Genomic DNA, 16092 nt, shown 5'->3' with positions numbered 1-16092 from the left:
CTTCCGCCACGCCCTGGCCGTAGGCGGTGCGGTCATCGATGACGGCGATCTTCTTGGCCTTGTTGATCTGCACCGCATAGCGGCCCAGGGTGCCGCCGAGCTGGCCGTCGTTGGCCACCACGCGGAAAGCGGTCTTGAAGCCTTGCTGGGTGTATTTCGGGTTGGTCGCGGAGGGCGAGATCTGGGGGATGCCGGCGTCGGCATAGATCTTGGAAGCGGGAATGGTGGTGCCGGAGTTGAGGTGGCCGACCACGCCGTTGACCTTGGCGTCGACCAGCTTCTGCGCGGCGGCGGTGCCCTGCTTCGGATCGGCGGCGTCGTCTTCAGCCAGCAGTTCGAACTTGACCTTCTTGCCGCCGATGGTCACGCCCTTGGCGTTGAGCTCGTCGATGGCCATGCGCGCGCCGTTTTCGTTATCTTTCCCCAAGTGAGCGATGGCGCCGGAGATCGGGCCGACGTGGCCGATCTTGACGACCTGTTCCTGTCCCGACGCTGCACCCGCAAATGCCAATGCCAGTGCGCCAGCCAACGGAATCATTTTTGTCGTGAACTGCATGTTGTTCTCTCCTCTAGTAAGCAAAGCCATGCGCGCGGAGTCGCGCAGTCAAGCCTGCGGGTGAAGCGGCCTATGCCGGCAGGGTCGCCGGCACGTCGTTGTTGGACAGGGTGATGCCGAAACCGTCGTCGCGTCCGTGGTGGCGGGAGCGCCGGGTTGCCGGAAACATACCGGCCGCGCTGATTTTCAGCCTGTCAAGCGAGAACTGGCGCAAATGTTTGAAGATACTTTGATTTATCGCAATCATGGCCTGCATGACGAGCAGGTCGACGTCGGTTGCTACGCGGTCGGATGCCTGCTTCGCGCTCCTGCCGCGGGATTGCTGATCGTTGAGGACGCAGCGCAGGACGTCTTCCAGCGTGACGTCGCTGGCGTCGCCGCACAGCACCCAGCGGTCGGCGCCTTCCTGGCGCAGCAGGCCGGCGCGGGTCAGGCTGGCGCAGAGCCTGGCGATTTCCTTGGCAGGGCGGTCGGATTCGCTTTCCAGCTGGGCCATGCTGACGGCGCGCGGCGCGCTGGAAACGAGTTTGGCGAGAATGTCGGTGGTGGCGAAGAAGCGCTCATGCAAGGCGCCATTGCCGAAGATAAAGCCGTCCACGGTACCCATGGTGTCTCCTTTGTGAGGTCCGTTGCGCCCGCGTGGGCGGATCGCCGTCGCGGAACGCAGGGTTGTCGAGCTTGTTGTTATTGTCTTCTCGGGGTTGATTCCCGCTTGATGGACGGGATCGCAACCTGGCTCGCACTTTAAGCAGTTCCTGGCCGATTCGCCATTTCGCTACCTGATGCTATCTGTCGCGAGGTGATGCTAAACTAGCGACGATTCGCATCTCCTCCTTATCTTGTTTTCCTGAGGCAACATGTCGCCGCGTGACCCTGCTTCGCCCGCCTCCTCCGAAGCCGGCCGTGTCCACCCCGGCCAGCGGGAGTTTGCCGCCAACCTGCGCACCTTGTGCAGCTACTACCGCTCGGTCGCGGACGTGTGCCGCAAGCTGAACCTCAACCGGGCCCAGTTCAACCGCTACCTCAACGGCACCAGCAAGCCGTCGAGCCATACGCTCGAGCGCATCTGCGATTTCTTCGGCGTCGAGGCGGCGGAAATCTACCTGCCGCGCGATCACTTCCGGCAGATCGTGCAGGTCCGTCCGCGCCAACGCGCCGAGCGCGCGGTCTATGCCGACCATGTCAGCCGCCTGCAGCAGCAGACCGCCGGCAAGATGGACAAATACCTCGGTTTCTACTACGAGTATTACAAGTCGATGAGCGCGCCGGGCAAGGTGGTGCGCGGCCTGGTCCGGGTGTTCGCGCACGAGGGCGGCGTGTACCACGAGCGCCTCGAACGCTTCGCCGAGCACACCCTCGACGGCCTGTACAAATGCCGTTACATCGGCTCCACCTTTTACCTCAACGACCGGCTTTTCCTGGTCGACTACGAAGCCCTGGCGGGCAACGAGATGGTGCAGACGGTGCTGTTCCCGACTTACAAGAACAAGGTGGCGCGGCTGACCGGCCTGATGCTCGGCGTGGCCTCGAACAACCAGCGCTCGATCGCCTGCGCCCGGGTGCTGTTCGAATACCTCGGCACGCAGGTGGACGTGCGGCGGGCGCTGCGGACCTGCGGCCTGTTCGACCCGCATGAAGGCGGCATCGACCCGGCGATCCTGAAAATCATCGACAATACGCCGCACAAGAACCAGCATCATTTCTATACCATTCCGCTGTGACCTCCTCCCTTTCCCCGTCGATGACGCCTCCGATGAAGCCGACCCTCGTGCAGCGCGGCGTTGAACCTTACGAGACCAGCTTCGCGGCCATGCGCGCCTTCACCGATGCGCGGACCGCGGCCACGCCGGACGAATTGTGGATCGTCGAGCATCCGCCGGTGTTCACCCTCGGCCTCGGCGCGGACCCTTCCCACGTGCTGGACGCGCACGGCATCCCGGTGGTGCAGACCGACCGCGGCGGCGAGGTGACCTACCATGGCCCCGGGCAGGCGGTGGTCTACCTGATGATGGACCTGAAGCGCAAGCCGGGCGCCCGGCTCTATGCCCGGGAGTTCGTGCACAAAATAGAACAGTCGGTCATCGACACCCTGCGGGCGTATAATCTCGAGGGTGAACGCAAGGCCGGCGCCCCGGGGATCTACATGCGGGGCGGCAAATGGGAAGGCGCGAAGATCGCTGCCCTCGGCCTCAAGGTGCGCGGCAACGGCTGCACCTACCACGGCGTTTCGCTGAATGTCGGCATGGACCTGTCGCCTTTTTCCTGGATCAATCCCTGCGGATACGAAGGGCTGGCGACCGTGGACATGCGTACCGTGGGCGTGGAGGCGCCGTTGCAGGACGTGCAGTCGGCGCTTGCCGCCAACCTGATCGACTTACTCACCGCGTGATAGACACGCCATTCGCTCCGCCGAAGCGGCGGGCGAGAAAAGACCAGCCATGACTACCGACAAAGACTCCCTTGCCGCCGCCCCGGCGACCGCGACCTACAACCCCAGCGAGAAGCAGAAAGGCGCGGGCAAGACCGCCCGCATCCCGATCAAGATCGTTCCCGCCGAGCGCCTGGCCAAGCCGGACTGGATCCGCGTCAAGGCCGCTTCCCCGACCACCCGCTTCTACGAAATCAAGGACATCCTGCGCGCCAACAAGCTGGTCACGGTGTGCGAGGAAGCGAGCTGCCCGAACATCGGCGAATGCTTCGGCAAGGGCACGGCCACCTTCATGATCATGGGCGACAAGTGCACCCGCCGCTGCCCGTTCTGCGACGTCGGCCACGGCCGCCCCGATCCGCTCGACCCGAACGAACCGGAAAACCTCGCCAGGACCATCGCCGCGCTCAAGCTCAACTACGTGGTCATCACCTCCGTCGACCGCGACGACCTGCGCGACGGCGGCGCCGGCCACTTCACCGAATGCATTCGCCGCGTGCGCGAACTGTCGCCGTCTACCCGCATCGAGATCCTCACGCCCGACTTCCGCGGCCGCATGGACCGTGCGCTGGAAATCCTCAAGGCCGCGCCGCCGGACGTCATGAACCACAATCTCGAAACCGTGCCGCGCCTCTACAAGGAAGCGCGTCCCGGTTCCGACTATGCGTATTCGCTCAGCCTACTCAAGCGCTTCAAGGAAGCGCATCCCGAGGTGCCGACCAAGTCTGGCATCATGGTCGGGCTCGGCGAGACCGACGAGGAAATCTTGCAGGTGATGCGGGATTTGCGGGCGCATGATGTCGACATGCTGACCATCGGGCAGTACCTCATGCCGTCGGGCGATCACCTTCCCGTACGGCGCTACGTGCATCCGGATACGTTCAGGATGTTCGAGGACGAGGCGTACAAGATGGGGTTCGTGCATGCGGCGGTGGGGGCGATGGTGCGGAGTTCGTATCATGCGGATCAGCAGGCGCATGGGGCGGGGGTGGAGATTGGCTGATTCTACGCAGGTTGCAGTTTTCTCTCCGGTGACCCAATTGCTTATCCTACTCCGTAGGGAGTAGCCGGGTCTGGCCCCGGCGGGCCAGTTCATTTCTTTGGACTCGCCCAAAGAAACGAACCAAAGAAAAGCGACCCTGCCGCCCTCGCCCCTGCGGGGTTCCCGAAAGGAAGGACGGTCAAGCGGGAAGCGGGGAAACTCGGCTTCGCCTCAGACAGCCCCGCTTCTTGATCCGCTTGCCCACCCTCCCTTTCGGCGACGTCAGAAGGGATACCGCAGCCTCGCCTTCGGCATCGTACTCGTTGACGTGCGACTATCTTCACGCTCCACTGTCATTCCCGCGAAGGCGGGAATCCCAGTTCGGTCATTCGGAGAACCGCCCGATGCGTCCCTCCTCCGCCGAACTGCCGTCTCCAGGCAATCATGTCAAAGCGCTGCAACAACGCAACCCGTCCAAGCCTTGCGAAACTTTAACCCCGTCTTTGCGGCGATGTTAAATACTCTTCCGGTGCAGCCGCACACGCTGCAGTTTCTTTCACCGCTTGTTGATGCCGCTCATGCCGGCCGGAACCTTTCAGGGCAATCCTTGCCTGACCTTTCATCATGATTTCCTGGACTCACCTCACTCACTTTGGCGATCTGACGATCACCGCACTGCTTGCCTTTGCCATCACCGCCTGGCTGCTGGTGGAGGACGAGCGTAAGCTGGCGGCCTGCTGGAGCGGGCTGTTTCTTTCCGCGCTGGGCATCGTCACGCTGACCAAGATGGCCTTCATCGGCTGGGGCATCTTCATTCCGGTGCTGGATTTCACCGGCTTTTCCGGGCACGCGATGCGGGCCACGGCCGTCTTTCCGGTGCTGAGCTACCTGCTGTTCCAGCGCTCGCCGTCGCTGGTGCGCACCTGGGGCGTGCTTGCGGGTTTCGCGCTGGCTGGCATGATCGGCCTGTCGCGCCTGGTGCTGCATTCGCATTCCGTGTCGGAAGTGGTGGCGGGGACGCTGCTGGGCGGCATGGTGAGCGCAGGATTCATGCTGATCGCGGGTTCGCTGCGCAAGCATATCTTCACCAAGGTGCGCATCGCGCTTTGCCTGGCGGCGCTGCTTCCCGCGCCTTACGTGCAACCTGCGCCCACGCAGGAATGGCTGACCGGCGTGTCGCTGTTCTTCAGCGGACACGAGCGGCCTTTCCTGCGGGTGGATTGCCGCGAAGCCGGCGTGTGGCGCTGCCCCAGGGACTTCGCCGGCGACGACTAACGATTAAGGGTCAGGCGGCGAGCGCCTTGTCGAGCAGGGCGTGGAGTTCGGAGAATTTCGGCTCGCCCACGTAGCGCTTGATGATGCGGCCGTTCTTGTCGATCACGTAGGTGGTCGGCGTCAGCTTCACGTCGCCGAAGGACTTCGCGATGTCACCCTGCGGGTCGAGGGCGACCTTGAACGGCAGCTTGCGCGTCTCGGTGAAGTTCAGCACGTAGTTCGGCGGATCGTAGCTCATGGCCACGGCCACGAAATCCAGTCCCTTGTCCTTGAACTTGTTGTAAGTATCGACCATCTGCGGCATCTCATGCACGCAGGTCGTGCAGCTCGTCGCCCAGAAATTCACCATCACGACCTTGCCGCGCAGATCCTGCATGCTGACCTTGTCGCCGGTGATGCTGGTGAAGGTGACGGGCGGAGCGGATTCGCCACCCGACATGGACACATAGGCGATTGCCGCGGCGGCAACCAGGAGGGCTGCGCCGGCGACCTTGATCCAGGTGCGCTGGCGGGACGTGGTGATTTCGGCTTGCATGGGGTGACTCGCGATCGATGCGGGGGATACCGGAATTATAGCGCCGCGCACTTCACGATGCCTGCGCAAGCGCGGTCCTTTATTCCGCCATCAGACATCAGGGGCGCAGGTAGGCATACCCTTCGCGCGCCTGCAGGCGTGTCACCTCGACCACGCCGGACGGCACGAGCTTGGCTTGCGGCAAGACTTGCGAAACGGGCACGTCATGCGCAGACAGCGTGTTGGCGCAGACCCGGAATTCCACGCCCCGCTCAGCCAGCGCCGCCACCGCGGTATCGAAGGGACGCCCGTTGCGTTCCTTTGCGCCGGCCAGCAGGAAGCGGATGCCGTCGCCGTTGGCCACCACCACGATCTTCGTGTCCGGCGCTTCGCGCAGGTGGTTGCGGATGTTGGCCATGGCGCGCGAAGCCTGGTCGATGCCGTCGACGAGGTGATAGACCACCTTGACCGGTTCCTCGGCGCGCGCGAGTCCGCCCGCGAGCGGGAGCGTGAGCGACAAGACCATCCCTGCGAGAACCTGGCGACGCCTGTTCATGCTTTCCTCCTGGAAAAGAATGTCATTCCTGCTTCGTACTGCGTCCGGCATGCCGCTGCAAGCTGCGTGCCGGCAGTGCGCCGGCGGCCTTGAAGCCGAACAGGAAGGCGATGATGGAGCCGGGAAACTGGCGGCGGGCGGCCTGGTAATGCCCGGCCGCTTCCTGGTATAGCTGCCAGGCAAAGCCGGCGCGGGACTGTGCGTCGGACAGGCGGTCAAGCAATTCCTTGACGTGCGCGTCGGTGCGCATCTCGGGAAACTGCTGGGCGACGCGGAACATGCCGGCCAGCGCCGCGTCGAGGCGTTCCTCGGCCGCGCCCAGCTTTTCCATGGCGCCGCGGTTGAGCGGATTCAGCCCGACGGCGGCGTGGGCATCGATGGCGGCGTTGCAGGCCTGGATGACCATTTCGAGCACTTCGCGCTGGTCCCGCAGGTAGGCGCGCAGGGTTTCCACCAGGCCGGGGACGACGTCATGGCGCAGGCGAAGCAGCGGATGCAGCTGGGCGAACGCGGTGCGGCATTGCAGCCGCAGCGCGGTGAAGCGCTTGTGCGCGCCGACCGTCCAGAAGACGAGGACCAGCGCGAGGGCGGCATACAGGATGGTGGCAGTCATGGCGCTTTCCGGCGGCCAGGCCGGCGATCGGCCTGGCGGCGCCTTACTTGCTTCCCTGGTTGTCGGGCTGGCGGCTCAGTTGCTTGAGCTCCTCGTCGCTGATGTATTCGAACACCTTGATGACCCGCTGCACGCCGCTGATGTTGCGCGCCACCTCGGCCGCGAGGTTGCCTTCACGCTGGGTGACGCGGCCCATCAGGTAGACCGTGCCGCGCTCGGTCACGACCTTGATGGAATTGGCGTACAGGTCCTTGGCGTCGACGAACGTGGCCTTGACCTTGCCGGTGATGAGCGAATCGTTGGAGCGCGAGGTGAAGCTGGAGGAGCCCATGACCTCGAGCTCGTTGATAACGCCCTGCACGCCCTCGATGGCGGCGACTTCGCGTTCGACGTCGGCCTTCATCGCGGCGTCGCGCACTTCGCCGGTCAGGAGCACCTTGCGGTTGAAGCTGGCGACGTTCACGTGGCCGGCTCCGTTGACCAGGTTCGCGACCCGGGTTTCGCCCTTGACGACGATGGCCTTGTCCTCGGTCTGGGCGCCGAAGGTGCGGCGGTCGGTGGCGGCCAAGGTTCCCATGACCGCGCTGCCGACGGCCATTTCAATGCAGCCCTGCAGGCTGAAGACGACGGCGCCGCACAGGACGGCGTTCAATACGGCACGCTGAAAGCGCATATTCAAATCAAGCCTCCCCAAACAATGCGACGTCGATGCCGTCGCACAAGCAATGAATCGTAAGCAGGTGTACTTCCTGGATGCGCGCGGTACGGTCGTGCGGCACGCAGATGTGCACGTCGGAATCGGTCAGGCGCTTGGCAATCGTGCCGCCGCCCTTGCCGGTCAGCGCCACGATGCGCATGTCGCGCTCGAGGGCCGCGTCGACGGCGGCCAGGACGTTGGCGGAATTGCCCGAAGTCGACATGGCGAGCAGGATGTCGCCCGCCTGGCCGAAGGCCTGCACCTGCTTGCTGAAAATGTCGTTGAAGTTGTAATCGTTGCCGACGGCGGTGATGATGGACGTGTCCGTGGTCAGGGCCAGCGCCGGCAGCGGCAGGCGCTCGCGCTCAAAGCGTCCGACCAGCTCTGCGGCGAAATGCTGGGCATCGGCGGCCGAACCGCCGTTGCCGCAGGCGAGGATCTTGTTGCCATTGGACAAAGCCGTGAACATGAGTTCGATGGCTTGCGAGATGGGTTGCGCAAGGACTTGGGCCGCCTTGATCTTCAAGTCGGCGCTTTCCTGGAAATGCGCCTGGATGCGTTGGTTCGTCATAGTGTGGCGATTATAGTGCAGCTTGGAAGGTGGAGCGCTCCAACATGCCCCCGGTCAAGCTTGCGTAGTGTACACGTCAAGCCTGTATGGCATCGCGTACCCACGACAGTTTCCCGTCGTCAATGGCGATGATGTCGAAGCGGCATGGCGGCGCATGCCGAAAGCGTTGAAGGAACAATTCCGCGGCAAGGATTAACCGGCGCTGCTTCTGCGCGCCGATGCTCGCAAGCGCGCCGCCGAAGCGTCCGTTGGCGCGCTTGCGCACTTCGACGAACACCAGCGTCGCGTCCTGCCACATGATGAGGTCGATCTCCCCGCCTTTGCAAAGAAAGTTGCGCTGTTCCAGGCGCATCCCCTGCGACAACAGGTGTCGCAGGGCCGCTTCTTCCGCCGCCTGGCCAGCACGCTGCTGCGGCGTGCGCGACGGTTTTGGCTCGTCTCCCGGCGTCGCCTCGTTCGATGTTGCGGCTGTTGCGGCTGTTGCGGATTTTGCCCCTGTTGCATCCGTCGCGCGCTGCAACACCTTGCGAAACCATGCCATCAGCGCGACGGGCCGTTCAGCGGCGTGGCGATGCCGTCGCGATACACCGCCGGTTGCAGCACGCGTTCGAACTGCGCGACCTTGCCGTCGAAGCGCACCTTGAGCTGGCCAGTCACACCATCCAGTTCAAAAGCGGTTTCCTTTGCGGCAACCTGCCGCGCGATGCGGTAGGCATCGATGCCCAGCGCATAAAGACGCTCGAGGTCGGCATTGCGTTTCTGGTCTGCCGGCATGACGAGGCGCGGATAGATCATGACCGCAGGATTGTCCGCCTGCAACTGCCAGGGAATATCAAGGAAACGCACGCCGTTGAGTTCGTCGGCGCGTTCGGCCGGGACGCGTTCCGCGATGCTGGCCGGATTGAGTTGCGAGGTGCCGTACATCGGGACCGCATTGCCAAGGATGGCGCGCAGCTGCTTTGCCTGCGTCATGTCGAGGGCGGCGAAGACGAGGACCTGCTTGTCTTCCTGCAAGCGTTTCTTGAGTTGCAATAGGGACCGCCCGTTGAGGTAGCCGTCGGCCGCCGCAATTTCCACCACTTCGGATTCCCGTCCACCATGCCGCCATTGCGCATCGAAGGCGGCGGCGGCGCGGCGCTGCCATGCCGCCTGGGAATGCAGGACGTAGGCTTTCCCGGGTTGTTCCGTTGCGGCCCAGATTGCAGCCTGCCGCGCCTCGTCGTCGATGGACAGGCCGATGGGCAGGAAGATCGGCGACGCGATGCGTTCGTTGGCGGCGAGGTCGGGCTGATTGAGCGCGATGGTGGGCCGGTCGACCGCGCCGCTCTGGGCAACCGCGGTGACCGCGCTGCGCGGCAGCGGACCGATCACGAGGTCGTGGTCCGAGGTGGCGAGGGCATAGCCGGACAAGGCATCCTGCGGCGAATCCCCGGTGTCGATGACATCCGCACGGCTTGCCTGCGGCTCGCGTTCCTGAGCGGACATGAAGCCCGCGCGGACCGACTCGGCGGCCTGGCCGAGGGTCTCGGAACGGGTCGGCAGCAGCAAGGCGAAACGCGCCGTGGAAAGCGGGGCCGCGGAAGACGATGGAGGTATGACAGGCACGACGGGCGCGGGAGCCGAGGTCGGCGGTTCGGGCGCCTGCAGCGGCGGCGGCGGCGATGGCGGCGTTGCCGCCTGGGAAGGCGGAGCGGCGGGGGGAATGCTCGATACCGGCGCCGGCGTTCTTGCCGGCACGGGAGGCGCGGTGCCTGCCTGCCCCAGCAAGGTTGTATTCGCGCACGCCTGCAGGCACAATCCGCACACCAGGCTTACCAGGCTCGACCATCCCGATCGCTTCACGACCATTCTTCCTCCATGACTTCGTCTGCGTCCAGTCCTTCCGCGTCTTCCGCGGACGCCGTTGCGTCCGCGCGCCCGGCATCAGCGCTTTCCGCCGCGCTCGCCACCATGATGGAGGACGCCGCGCGCCAGCAGTACCCGGCCGCGACATTATATGTGGTTGCCACGCCCATCGGAAACACGGCCGACATCAGCTTGCGCGCGTGGCATCTGCTCGGCATTGCCGACGCGGTCGCCTGCGAGGATACGCGCAATACAGCGCACCTGCTGAACCGCTTCGGCCTGTCGAAGGAATTGATCGCCGCGCATGAACACAACGAGCGGGAAGCGGCCGACAGGCTGATCGAGCGGCTGCGCCAGGGCCAGCGCATCGCACTGGTGTCCGACGCCGGCACGCCGGCGGTCTCCGATCCCGGCGCGCGCATCGTGGACGCGGTGCGTGGCGCCGGCCTGCGGGTCATGCCCCTGCCGGGCGCCTCGGCCGCGATCGCGGCGCTGAGCGCCAGCGGGCTGCTCGGCGACCGCTTCCATTTCATCGGCTTCCTGCCGAGCAAGGCAAGACAGCGCGAGACCGCGCTGGAAGGGCTGGCGGCGCTAGCCGGCACGCTGGTGCTTTACGAGGCGCCGCATCGCATCGCCGATGCCGTCGATGCCCTCGGCCGGGTTTTCGGGCCGGCGCGCCAGGTGGTGCTGGCGCGCGAGCTGACCAAGCTGTTCGAGGAAATCCATCGCTGCACGCTGGCGGAGGCGCCGGCCTGGATTGCCGCGGATCCGAACCGCCAGAAGGGCGAATACGTGGTGCTGGTGGAAGGCGCGCCCGCCGGGGAGGATGGCGACGATGCCGATACCGACCGCCTGCTGCGCATCCTGCTGGCGGAGTGCCCGGTGAAGCAGGCGGCCACGCTGGCCGCCCAGATCACCGGACAGAAAAAGAATGCCCTGTACGAACGCGCGCTTGCCCTGAAGAACCAGGCGGGCGACGCGGAAGGCTGAAGTGCAGGGCTGATCAGCGCTGCACGATGATGGTCTTGATGCCGGCGTTCGCCTGCAGCCTGGCGGCAGCGGCCATCGCTTCCTGCCGGTTGGCATAGGGCCCGCCGAACACCTTGTGCCAGGCGCCGCTCGGCACCGCCTCGATGCCCGGCAGGCTTGACCCGAGCTGCTCCAGCAGGCGGTTGCGCGCGGCCTGCGCATTTGCCGCCTGGGAAAAACTGCCAAGCTGGAGGTAGAAGCCCGGGGCGGAAGACGGCGTTTCTGCAGCCTGGACCTTGGGGTCGGCTGCCGGCTCCGCCTTCTCTCTGGCATCCATCTTCGTCTCGATCACCGGGACTTCGCGCGCCGGCTGCGGGGAAGCAATCGCGGCCACCGTCATGACCTCGGCCGCCGGCGGCGCCTTCGGCTGCGAGGCCGCCTGTGCCGGATTGGCGTTCATGCGGGCAATTTCTTCCGGCAGCAGGCGCTCGACCTCGAGCATGCCGCTGCCGCTGCCGAGGTAGCCGAGCTTGAAGGCGGCGGTGAAGGACAAGTCGATGATGCGGCTGGAATGGAAGGGCCCGCGGTCGTTGATCTTCACGATGACCTGCTTGCCATTGGACAGGTTTGTCACCCGCGCATAGGAGGGAATCGGCAGCGTCGGATGGGCGGCGGTCATCTTGTACATGTCGTACGGCTCGCCGGAAGCGGTCTTCTGGCCATGGAATTTCTTGCCATACCAGCTGCCGATGCCGCGCTGCCTGAAGGGCTTGTCGTCGACCTGCGGCACATAGGTGGTGCCGAGCACGGTGTAGGGCCGGCTGTTCTGCGGACGGTAGGGTTCGACGCGCGGCTCGGCGTCGGGCAGGTCCATCAGGCCTTCGGGCGGGTTGTCGCCCGGGCCGTCATCCTGGTAATAGCCGCCGCGCCCGGAGCCGGCGCGGGGCATGGCGGGCAAGGCCTGGGGAGAGGACGACGGGGCTGGCTTCGACGATGGCTTCGCCGACGCAATCGCCGGTTCGGTCCGCGAGGTCGAGGCCGGCGGCGTGCTGCCGCAGCCGATGAGCATCACGCCGGGCATGCCCAAAATAAAAATCGCGCGCGCCGCGCGCCATGTCGAAGAGGCTTTCAACCGCATTCTTGTTCTTTCCGATTCCCTTGGGAACGGACAATGCCGGATCGGCAAGGCCGTTCAAAACGGAAATAGTGTGCATCGGCATTGCCGATGCTGCAAGAACAGAATGCAGGTAGAGCGGATTCAGCTTTGAACCAGCTTGCGGTGGCGCTGGATGCTCATCAGGATTCCCGTGCCCAGGCCCAGCGTCATGAGCGCGGTGCCGCCATAGCTCATGAAGGGCAACGGCACGCCGACCACCGGCAAAATGCCGCTCACCATGCCCATGTTGACGAAGGCGTAGGTGAAGAAGATCAGGGTCACCGCGCCAGCCAGCAGGCGGCTGAAGAAGCTCGGCGCGTTGGCGGCGATGTAAAGTCCGCGGCCGATCAGCAGCAGGTAGAGGAAGAGCAGGATGGAATTGCCGATCAGGCCGAATTCCTCGGAAAACACCGCGAAGATGAAGTCGGTGGTGCGTTCGGGGATGAATTCGAGGTGGGCCTGCGTGCCCTTGAGCCAGCCCTTGCCGGGAATGCCGCCCGAGCCGATGGCGATGGTCGACTGGATGATGTGGAAGCCCTTGCCGAGCGGATCGGTGGTGGGGTCGATGAGGGTCATGATACGGTTGCGCTGGTAGTCATGCATCAGCGACCAGACCACCGGCATGCTGCCGGCGGCGGCCAGCACCAGGCCGACGAGCACCTTCCAGGACAGTCCGGCGAGGAAGATCACGTAGAAGCCGGCAGCCATCACCAGGATGGCGGTCCCGAGGTCGGGCTGCTTGGCGATCAGGCCGACGGGAATGACGAGCAGCAAGGCGGCGATCGCGAACTCCTGCCATCGCACCATGCCCTCGCGCTTCTGGAAGAACCAGGCGAGCATCAGCGGCATGGCGATCTTCATGATTTCCGATGGCTGGATGACCACGCCGACATTGAGCCAGCGGCGGGCGCCCTTCTTCACTAGGCCAAAGGCCGCCACGCCGATCAGCAGCGCGACGCCGACGGTGTAGAGCGGCACGGCGACGCGCATCAGGCTTTGCGGCGGGATGATGGCGGCGATCCACATGACGACGAAGGCAACCAGCACGTTGCGCAGGTGATCCTCGACCCGGCCCGGGAAATCGATGCCGGCGGAGTAGACCGTGACGGTGCCCAGCGACAGGATGAGGAAGATGATCAGCGCGAGCTGGCCGTCGAACACGAAGATGTAGGGCTTGAGCACCTGCAGCAGCGGGCGCCGTTCGGTGAGACGCATGGCGTTTAGTCCTTGTTGCCGGTTGTTTCGTCGCCCGCGCGCGGGCCGCCGTCGGATTCGTCCTCGGCCTTCTGGGTAGCGGCGGCGCGGGTATTGAGCACGTCGGTCTTTTCCGTCGGCGGCGCATCCTTGTCGACGGGGCGCTTGCCGAGCAGGTAATAGTCGAGCGCCTTGCGCACGATGGGCGCGGCGGCCTCGGCGCCGAAGCCGCCGTTCTCGACGACGATCGCGATGGCGATCTTCGGATTGTCGGCGGGCGCGAAGGCGGTGTACAGCGAGTGGTCTCGGTGGCGCTCGGCGGTTTTCTTGGCGTCGTATTTTTCGTTCTTCTTGATGCCGACCACCTGCGCCGTGCCGGTCTTGCCGGCGGAGGTGTATTCCGCCTTGGCGAACACGCGCGCGGAGGTGCCCTCGCGGACCACGCCGGCCATCGCGTTCTTGATGAAGTCGATGTTTTCCTGCTTGAGCGGGATGCGGTAGCTTTCCTTGGGAACGGTGACGGTCTTTTCCTTGGTGCCGCCGTTCTCGATGATCTTCACCAGGTGCGGCTTCATCACCACGCCGTTGTTGGCGAGGTTGGCGACCGCATGCGCGATCTGCAGCGGCGTGAAGTTGTTGTAGCCCTGGCCGATGCCCAGCGAAATCGTTTCGCCGGCGTACCACTTGCGCTGCTCCGGACGCTTGTAGGCGTTGCGCTTCCAGGAGGTGGAAGGCAACAGTCCCTTGCGTTCGTTCTCGAGGTCGATGCCGGTGATCTGGCCGAAGCCGAAGGGCTTCATGAAGTCATGCATGGTGTCGACGCCGAGGTCGTTGGCCAGCATGTAGTAGTAGGTATCGCAGGAATGCACGATGGACCGGTACATGTCCACCGAACCATGTCCGCCTTCCTTGTCGTCGCGGAACTTGTGATTGCCGAACCAGAAATAGCCGGGGTCGGAAATCGCCTGGTTCGGCGTGCGCTTGCCGAGCTCCAGCGCGGCCAGCGCCATGAAGGGCTTGTAGGTCGAGCCGGGCGGATAGCTGCCGGAGATCGGCCGGTTCACCAGCGGGCGGTCGGGCGAATTGTTGAGTTCGTCCCAGCTTTGCGCGTCGATCCCTTCGACGAACAGGTTGGGATCGAAGGTCGGCATCGACACGTAGGCCAGGATGTCGCCGGTGGACGGTTCGATGGCGACCAGCGCGCCGCGGCGGTCGCCGAAGGCTTCCTCGATGATCTTCTGCAGCTCGATGTCGACCGACAGGATCAGGTTGTTGCCCGGCGTGGCCGGCGTGCGCGACAGGGTGCGCACCGCGCGGCCGCCCGCGGACACCTCGACCTCTTCATAGCCGGTCGTGCCATGCAGGTGCTTCTCGTAGCTTTTCTCGAGGCCTTCCTTGCCGATGTAGTCGGTGCCGTAGTAGTTCGCCGAATCGTCCCAGGTTTCGATCTTTTCGGCGTCCTTCTGGCTGACGCGGCCGATGTAGCCGATGACGTGCGACGCCACCTGGCCGAGCGGATACTGGCGGAACAGGCGGGCCTGGATCTCCACGCCGGGGAAGCGGTAGCGCTGGGCGGTGAAGCGCGCCACCTCCTCGTCGGTGAGGCGGGTGCGGATCGGCACGCTCTCGAAGTTCTTGGATTCCTCCAGCAGCTTGCGGAAGCGCTTGCGGTCCTTGGGCTGGATGTCGATGAGCGTGGCCAGTTCATCGATGACCTGGTCGAGGCTGGTGCGGACCTTGGACGGCGTGATTTCCAGCGTGTAGGCCGAGAAGTTGCGCGCCAGGACCACGCCGTTGCGGTCGACGATGAGGCCGCGGTTGGGCACGACCGGCACCACCGAGATGCGATTGTCCTCGGCCTGCGCCTGGTAGTCGGCATGCTTGTAGACCTGCAGCCAGATGAAGCGGGCCAGCAGCAGCGAGAAACAGATGAACACGAAGATTGCCGCCGCCGACAGGCGCAGGCGGAAGAAATGCAGTTCGCGTTCGGTATTCTTGAATTCAGTCATGGGTCGGCCGTCGCGGGCGAAGGCTTAGATCGGCCGCGTTTCGTCGCGGTCGATGGCACGGCGCTGCGGCGCGAGCAGGATCCAGGAAGCGAGGGGCCACAACAGGGTGGCGGTGACGCTTTCGAGAAAGTAGAGCCAGCCGGGGAACTTGCCGCTCACCGCCACGCGCACCACGAGTTGCACCATCTGGGCCATCAGCAGCAAGGGCAGGATGTGCAGCGCCTGGGTACCGATCGGAAACCACAGCACGCGGCGGTGGATCATGATCGCGAAGTAGGACAGGAGCGTATAGGCAAGCGCGTGCTGGCCGAGCAGCGCCGCGTCATGAACGTCCATCAGCAGGCCCATGAAGAAGGCGACGCCGATGCCGACCAGGCGGGGCTGGTGGATGCTCCAGAAGACCAGCACCAGCGCAACCATGTCGGGCACGCCGTACCATTGGCCCCAGGGCAGGATGTTCAGCAGGAAGGCACCGCAGATCGACACGATGACGAACAGCGGGTTGGCCGGCAGGAGAATGTAATGCGGGCGGTTCATTGCGCGGTCTCCGTCTTGGCTTGCGGCTGGCGCTGGGCGGCGGGTTTCGGCGTGTCGGCAGCGGCCGGCCGGGGTGCGGGTGCGGCCGGCGGCGCGGCTGCCTGGGTTTTCGCGGCAGGGTTCGCGGCGGTTGCGGCACCCGGGGCTGCAGCGGTTGCGGCGGCGCCTTTTGGCGCGGGCTTGGCGGCTG

At 64.9% G+C, this 16092-nt stretch carries 20 protein-coding genes; 6 read left to right on the top strand and 14 right to left on the bottom strand.

The features are described 5' to 3' along the window. Together G3574_RS22650 and G3574_RS22645 are read right to left on the bottom strand one after the other, a co-directional pair. On the bottom strand, positions 1 to 556 hold a 556-nt coding region (locus G3574_RS22650; protein WP_163967821.1), incomplete at its 3' end, for a branched-chain amino acid ABC transporter substrate-binding protein. A 70-nt stretch (positions 557 to 626) separates the two neighbouring features. Further along, positions 627 to 1163 (bottom strand): Rrf2 family transcriptional regulator, encoded by a 537-nt coding sequence (locus tag G3574_RS22645; protein WP_163967820.1) that lies wholly within the window; start codon positions 1161 to 1163, stop codon positions 627 to 629. A gap of 250 nt (positions 1164 to 1413) precedes the next feature. Here G3574_RS22645 and G3574_RS22640 point away from each other — a divergent pair, with 250 nt between their 5' ends. The 4 genes from G3574_RS22640 (at position 1414) to G3574_RS22625 (ending at position 5241) form a co-directional block, all read left to right on the top strand. Further along, the gene (locus G3574_RS22640; protein ID WP_163967819.1) at positions 1414 to 2277 is read left to right on the top strand and encodes a helix-turn-helix domain-containing protein; all 864 of its coding nucleotides are present in this window, start codon (positions 1414 to 1416) and stop codon (positions 2275 to 2277) included. A 20-nt stretch (positions 2278 to 2297) separates the two neighbouring features. Continuing rightward, positions 2298 to 2945 (top strand): lipoyl(octanoyl) transferase LipB, encoded by a 648-nt coding sequence (gene lipB, locus G3574_RS22635; RefSeq protein ID WP_163967825.1) that lies wholly within the window; start codon positions 2298 to 2300, stop codon positions 2943 to 2945. A 49-nt stretch (positions 2946 to 2994) separates the two neighbouring features. Then, a complete protein-coding gene (gene lipA / locus G3574_RS22630) occupies positions 2995 to 3987 on the top strand; it encodes a lipoyl synthase (RefSeq protein WP_163967818.1) in 993 nt (330 codons plus the stop codon). 603 nt (positions 3988 to 4590) lie between these two features. Next, complete coding sequence (locus G3574_RS22625) at positions 4591 to 5241, top strand: phosphatase PAP2 family protein (protein WP_163967817.1); 651 nt, start codon at positions 4591 to 4593, stop codon at positions 5239 to 5241. 10 nt (positions 5242 to 5251) lie between these two features. On the opposite strand, the gene G3574_RS22620 is transcribed toward G3574_RS22625, so the two are convergent. The 7 genes from G3574_RS22620 to G3574_RS22590 all read right to left on the bottom strand — a co-directional run bounded on the left by G3574_RS22620 (position 5252) and on the right by G3574_RS22590 (position 10040). Beyond that, entirely contained in the window at positions 5252 to 5776 is a 525-nt protein-coding gene (locus G3574_RS22620) for a peroxiredoxin family protein (protein ID WP_163967816.1), read from the bottom strand. A gap of 97 nt (positions 5777 to 5873) precedes the next feature. Further along, positions 5874 to 6281, bottom strand: coding sequence for a DsrE family protein (locus tag G3574_RS22615; protein ID WP_235953574.1), 408 nt, complete (start codon positions 6279 to 6281; stop codon positions 5874 to 5876). Positions 6282 to 6333: 52 nt separating this feature from the next. Beyond that, positions 6334 to 6924, bottom strand: coding sequence for a LemA family protein (locus tag G3574_RS22610; RefSeq protein ID WP_163967814.1), 591 nt, complete (start codon positions 6922 to 6924; stop codon positions 6334 to 6336). Positions 6925 to 6967: 43 nt separating this feature from the next. Then, the gene (locus G3574_RS22605) at positions 6968 to 7597 is read right to left on the bottom strand and encodes a BON domain-containing protein (RefSeq protein ID WP_163967824.1); all 630 of its coding nucleotides are present in this window, start codon (positions 7595 to 7597) and stop codon (positions 6968 to 6970) included. Between the two features lie 7 nt (positions 7598 to 7604). Further along, a complete protein-coding gene (locus G3574_RS22600; protein WP_163967813.1) occupies positions 7605 to 8192 on the bottom strand; it encodes a phosphoheptose isomerase in 588 nt (195 codons plus the stop codon). A gap of 76 nt (positions 8193 to 8268) precedes the next feature. Further along, entirely contained in the window at positions 8269 to 8733 is a 465-nt protein-coding gene (locus G3574_RS28720) for a YraN family protein (protein WP_163967812.1), read from the bottom strand. Further along, positions 8733 to 10040 carry a penicillin-binding protein activator gene (locus G3574_RS22590; RefSeq protein ID WP_163967811.1) on the bottom strand — a complete coding sequence of 436 codons (1308 nt, stop codon included), beginning with the start codon at positions 10038 to 10040 and terminating at the stop codon, positions 8733 to 8735. Before G3574_RS22590 ends, G3574_RS28720 begins: the two co-directional genes overlap by 1 nt. A gap of 102 nt (positions 10041 to 10142) precedes the next feature. On the opposite strand from G3574_RS22590, the gene rsmI reads away from it, so the two are divergent. Further along, entirely contained in the window at positions 10143 to 11027 is an 885-nt protein-coding gene (rsmI, locus tag G3574_RS22585; protein ID WP_407941697.1) for a 16S rRNA (cytidine(1402)-2'-O)-methyltransferase, read from the top strand. A gap of 13 nt (positions 11028 to 11040) precedes the next feature. On the opposite strand, the gene G3574_RS28860 is transcribed toward rsmI, so the two are convergent. Further along, positions 11041 to 11955 (bottom strand): septal ring lytic transglycosylase RlpA family protein, encoded by a 915-nt coding sequence (locus tag G3574_RS28860; protein WP_328804838.1) that lies wholly within the window; start codon positions 11953 to 11955, stop codon positions 11041 to 11043. On the opposite strand from G3574_RS28860, the gene G3574_RS28490 reads away from it, so the two are divergent. Next, entirely contained in the window at positions 11954 to 12274 is a 321-nt protein-coding gene (locus G3574_RS28490; protein WP_235953570.1) for a hypothetical protein, read from the top strand. The two genes, G3574_RS28860 and G3574_RS28490, sit on opposite strands and share 2 nt — an antisense overlap. On the opposite strand, the gene rodA is transcribed toward G3574_RS28490, so the two are convergent. The 4 genes from rodA to G3574_RS22560 all read right to left on the bottom strand — a co-directional run. Beyond that, entirely contained in the window at positions 12265 to 13377 is a 1113-nt protein-coding gene (gene rodA / locus G3574_RS22575; protein WP_163967810.1) for a rod shape-determining protein RodA, read from the bottom strand. The two genes, G3574_RS28490 and rodA, sit on opposite strands and share 10 nt — an antisense overlap. Before the next feature lie 5 nt (positions 13378 to 13382). Beyond that, a complete protein-coding gene (gene mrdA / locus G3574_RS22570) occupies positions 13383 to 15365 on the bottom strand; it encodes a penicillin-binding protein 2 (protein WP_163967809.1) in 1983 nt (660 codons plus the stop codon). Between the two features lie 24 nt (positions 15366 to 15389). Then, positions 15390 to 15902 (bottom strand): rod shape-determining protein MreD, encoded by a 513-nt coding sequence (gene mreD / locus G3574_RS22565; RefSeq protein WP_163967808.1) that lies wholly within the window; start codon positions 15900 to 15902, stop codon positions 15390 to 15392. Then, positions 15899 to 16092 (bottom strand): hypothetical protein (locus G3574_RS22560; RefSeq protein WP_205609888.1); only part of this gene is annotated, 194 nt, incomplete at its 5' end. The genes mreD and G3574_RS22560, both read right to left, overlap by 4 nt.

Source organism: Noviherbaspirillum galbum (assembly GCF_010974945.1).
GTDB lineage: Bacteria > Pseudomonadota > Gammaproteobacteria > Burkholderiales > Burkholderiaceae_D > Noviherbaspirillum > Noviherbaspirillum galbum.
The sequence above is the reverse complement of the archived record's forward strand: the minus strand, read 5'-3'. Positions and strand labels throughout refer to the sequence as shown.

Bases quoted from the DNA above. Each gene is read 5' to 3' on its own strand.
- G3574_RS22645 (WP_163967820.1), bottom strand. From the start codon at position 1,163: ATGGGTACCGTGGACGGCTTTATCTTCGGCAATGGCGCCTTGCATGAG.
- G3574_RS22640 (WP_163967819.1), top strand. From the start codon at position 1,414: ATGTCGCCGCGTGACCCTGCTTCGCCCGCCTCCTCCGAAGCCGGCCGT.
- lipB (WP_163967825.1), top strand. From the start codon at position 2,298: ATGACGCCTCCGATGAAGCCGACCCTCGTGCAGCGCGGCGTTGAACCT.
- lipA (WP_163967818.1), top strand. From the start codon at position 2,995: ATGACTACCGACAAAGACTCCCTTGCCGCCGCCCCGGCGACCGCGACC.
- G3574_RS22625 (WP_163967817.1), top strand. From the start codon at position 4,591: ATGATTTCCTGGACTCACCTCACTCACTTTGGCGATCTGACGATCACC.
- G3574_RS22620 (WP_163967816.1), bottom strand. From the start codon at position 5,776: ATGCAAGCCGAAATCACCACGTCCCGCCAGCGCACCTGGATCAAGGTC.
- G3574_RS22615 (WP_235953574.1), bottom strand. From the start codon at position 6,281: ATGGTCTTGTCGCTCACGCTCCCGCTCGCGGGCGGACTCGCGCGCGCC.
- G3574_RS22610 (WP_163967814.1), bottom strand. From the start codon at position 6,924: ATGACTGCCACCATCCTGTATGCCGCCCTCGCGCTGGTCCTCGTCTTC.
- G3574_RS22605 (WP_163967824.1), bottom strand. From the start codon at position 7,597: ATGCGCTTTCAGCGTGCCGTATTGAACGCCGTCCTGTGCGGCGCCGTC.
- G3574_RS22600 (WP_163967813.1), bottom strand. From the start codon at position 8,192: ATGACGAACCAACGCATCCAGGCGCATTTCCAGGAAAGCGCCGACTTG.
- G3574_RS28720 (WP_163967812.1), bottom strand. From the start codon at position 8,733: ATGGCATGGTTTCGCAAGGTGTTGCAGCGCGCGACGGATGCAACAGGG.
- G3574_RS22590 (WP_163967811.1), bottom strand. From the start codon at position 10,040: ATGGTCGTGAAGCGATCGGGATGGTCGAGCCTGGTAAGCCTGGTGTGC.
- rsmI (WP_407941697.1), top strand. From the start codon at position 10,143: ATGATGGAGGACGCCGCGCGCCAGCAGTACCCGGCCGCGACATTATAT.
- G3574_RS28490 (WP_235953570.1), top strand. From the start codon at position 11,954: ATGGCGGGCAAGGCCTGGGGAGAGGACGACGGGGCTGGCTTCGACGAT.
- G3574_RS28860 (WP_328804838.1), bottom strand. From the start codon at position 11,955: ATGCCCCGCGCCGGCTCCGGGCGCGGCGGCTATTACCAGGATGACGGC.
- rodA (WP_163967810.1), bottom strand. From the start codon at position 13,377: ATGCGTCTCACCGAACGGCGCCCGCTGCTGCAGGTGCTCAAGCCCTAC.
- mrdA (WP_163967809.1), bottom strand. From the start codon at position 15,365: ATGACTGAATTCAAGAATACCGAACGCGAACTGCATTTCTTCCGCCTG.
- mreD (WP_163967808.1), bottom strand. From the start codon at position 15,902: ATGAACCGCCCGCATTACATTCTCCTGCCGGCCAACCCGCTGTTCGTC.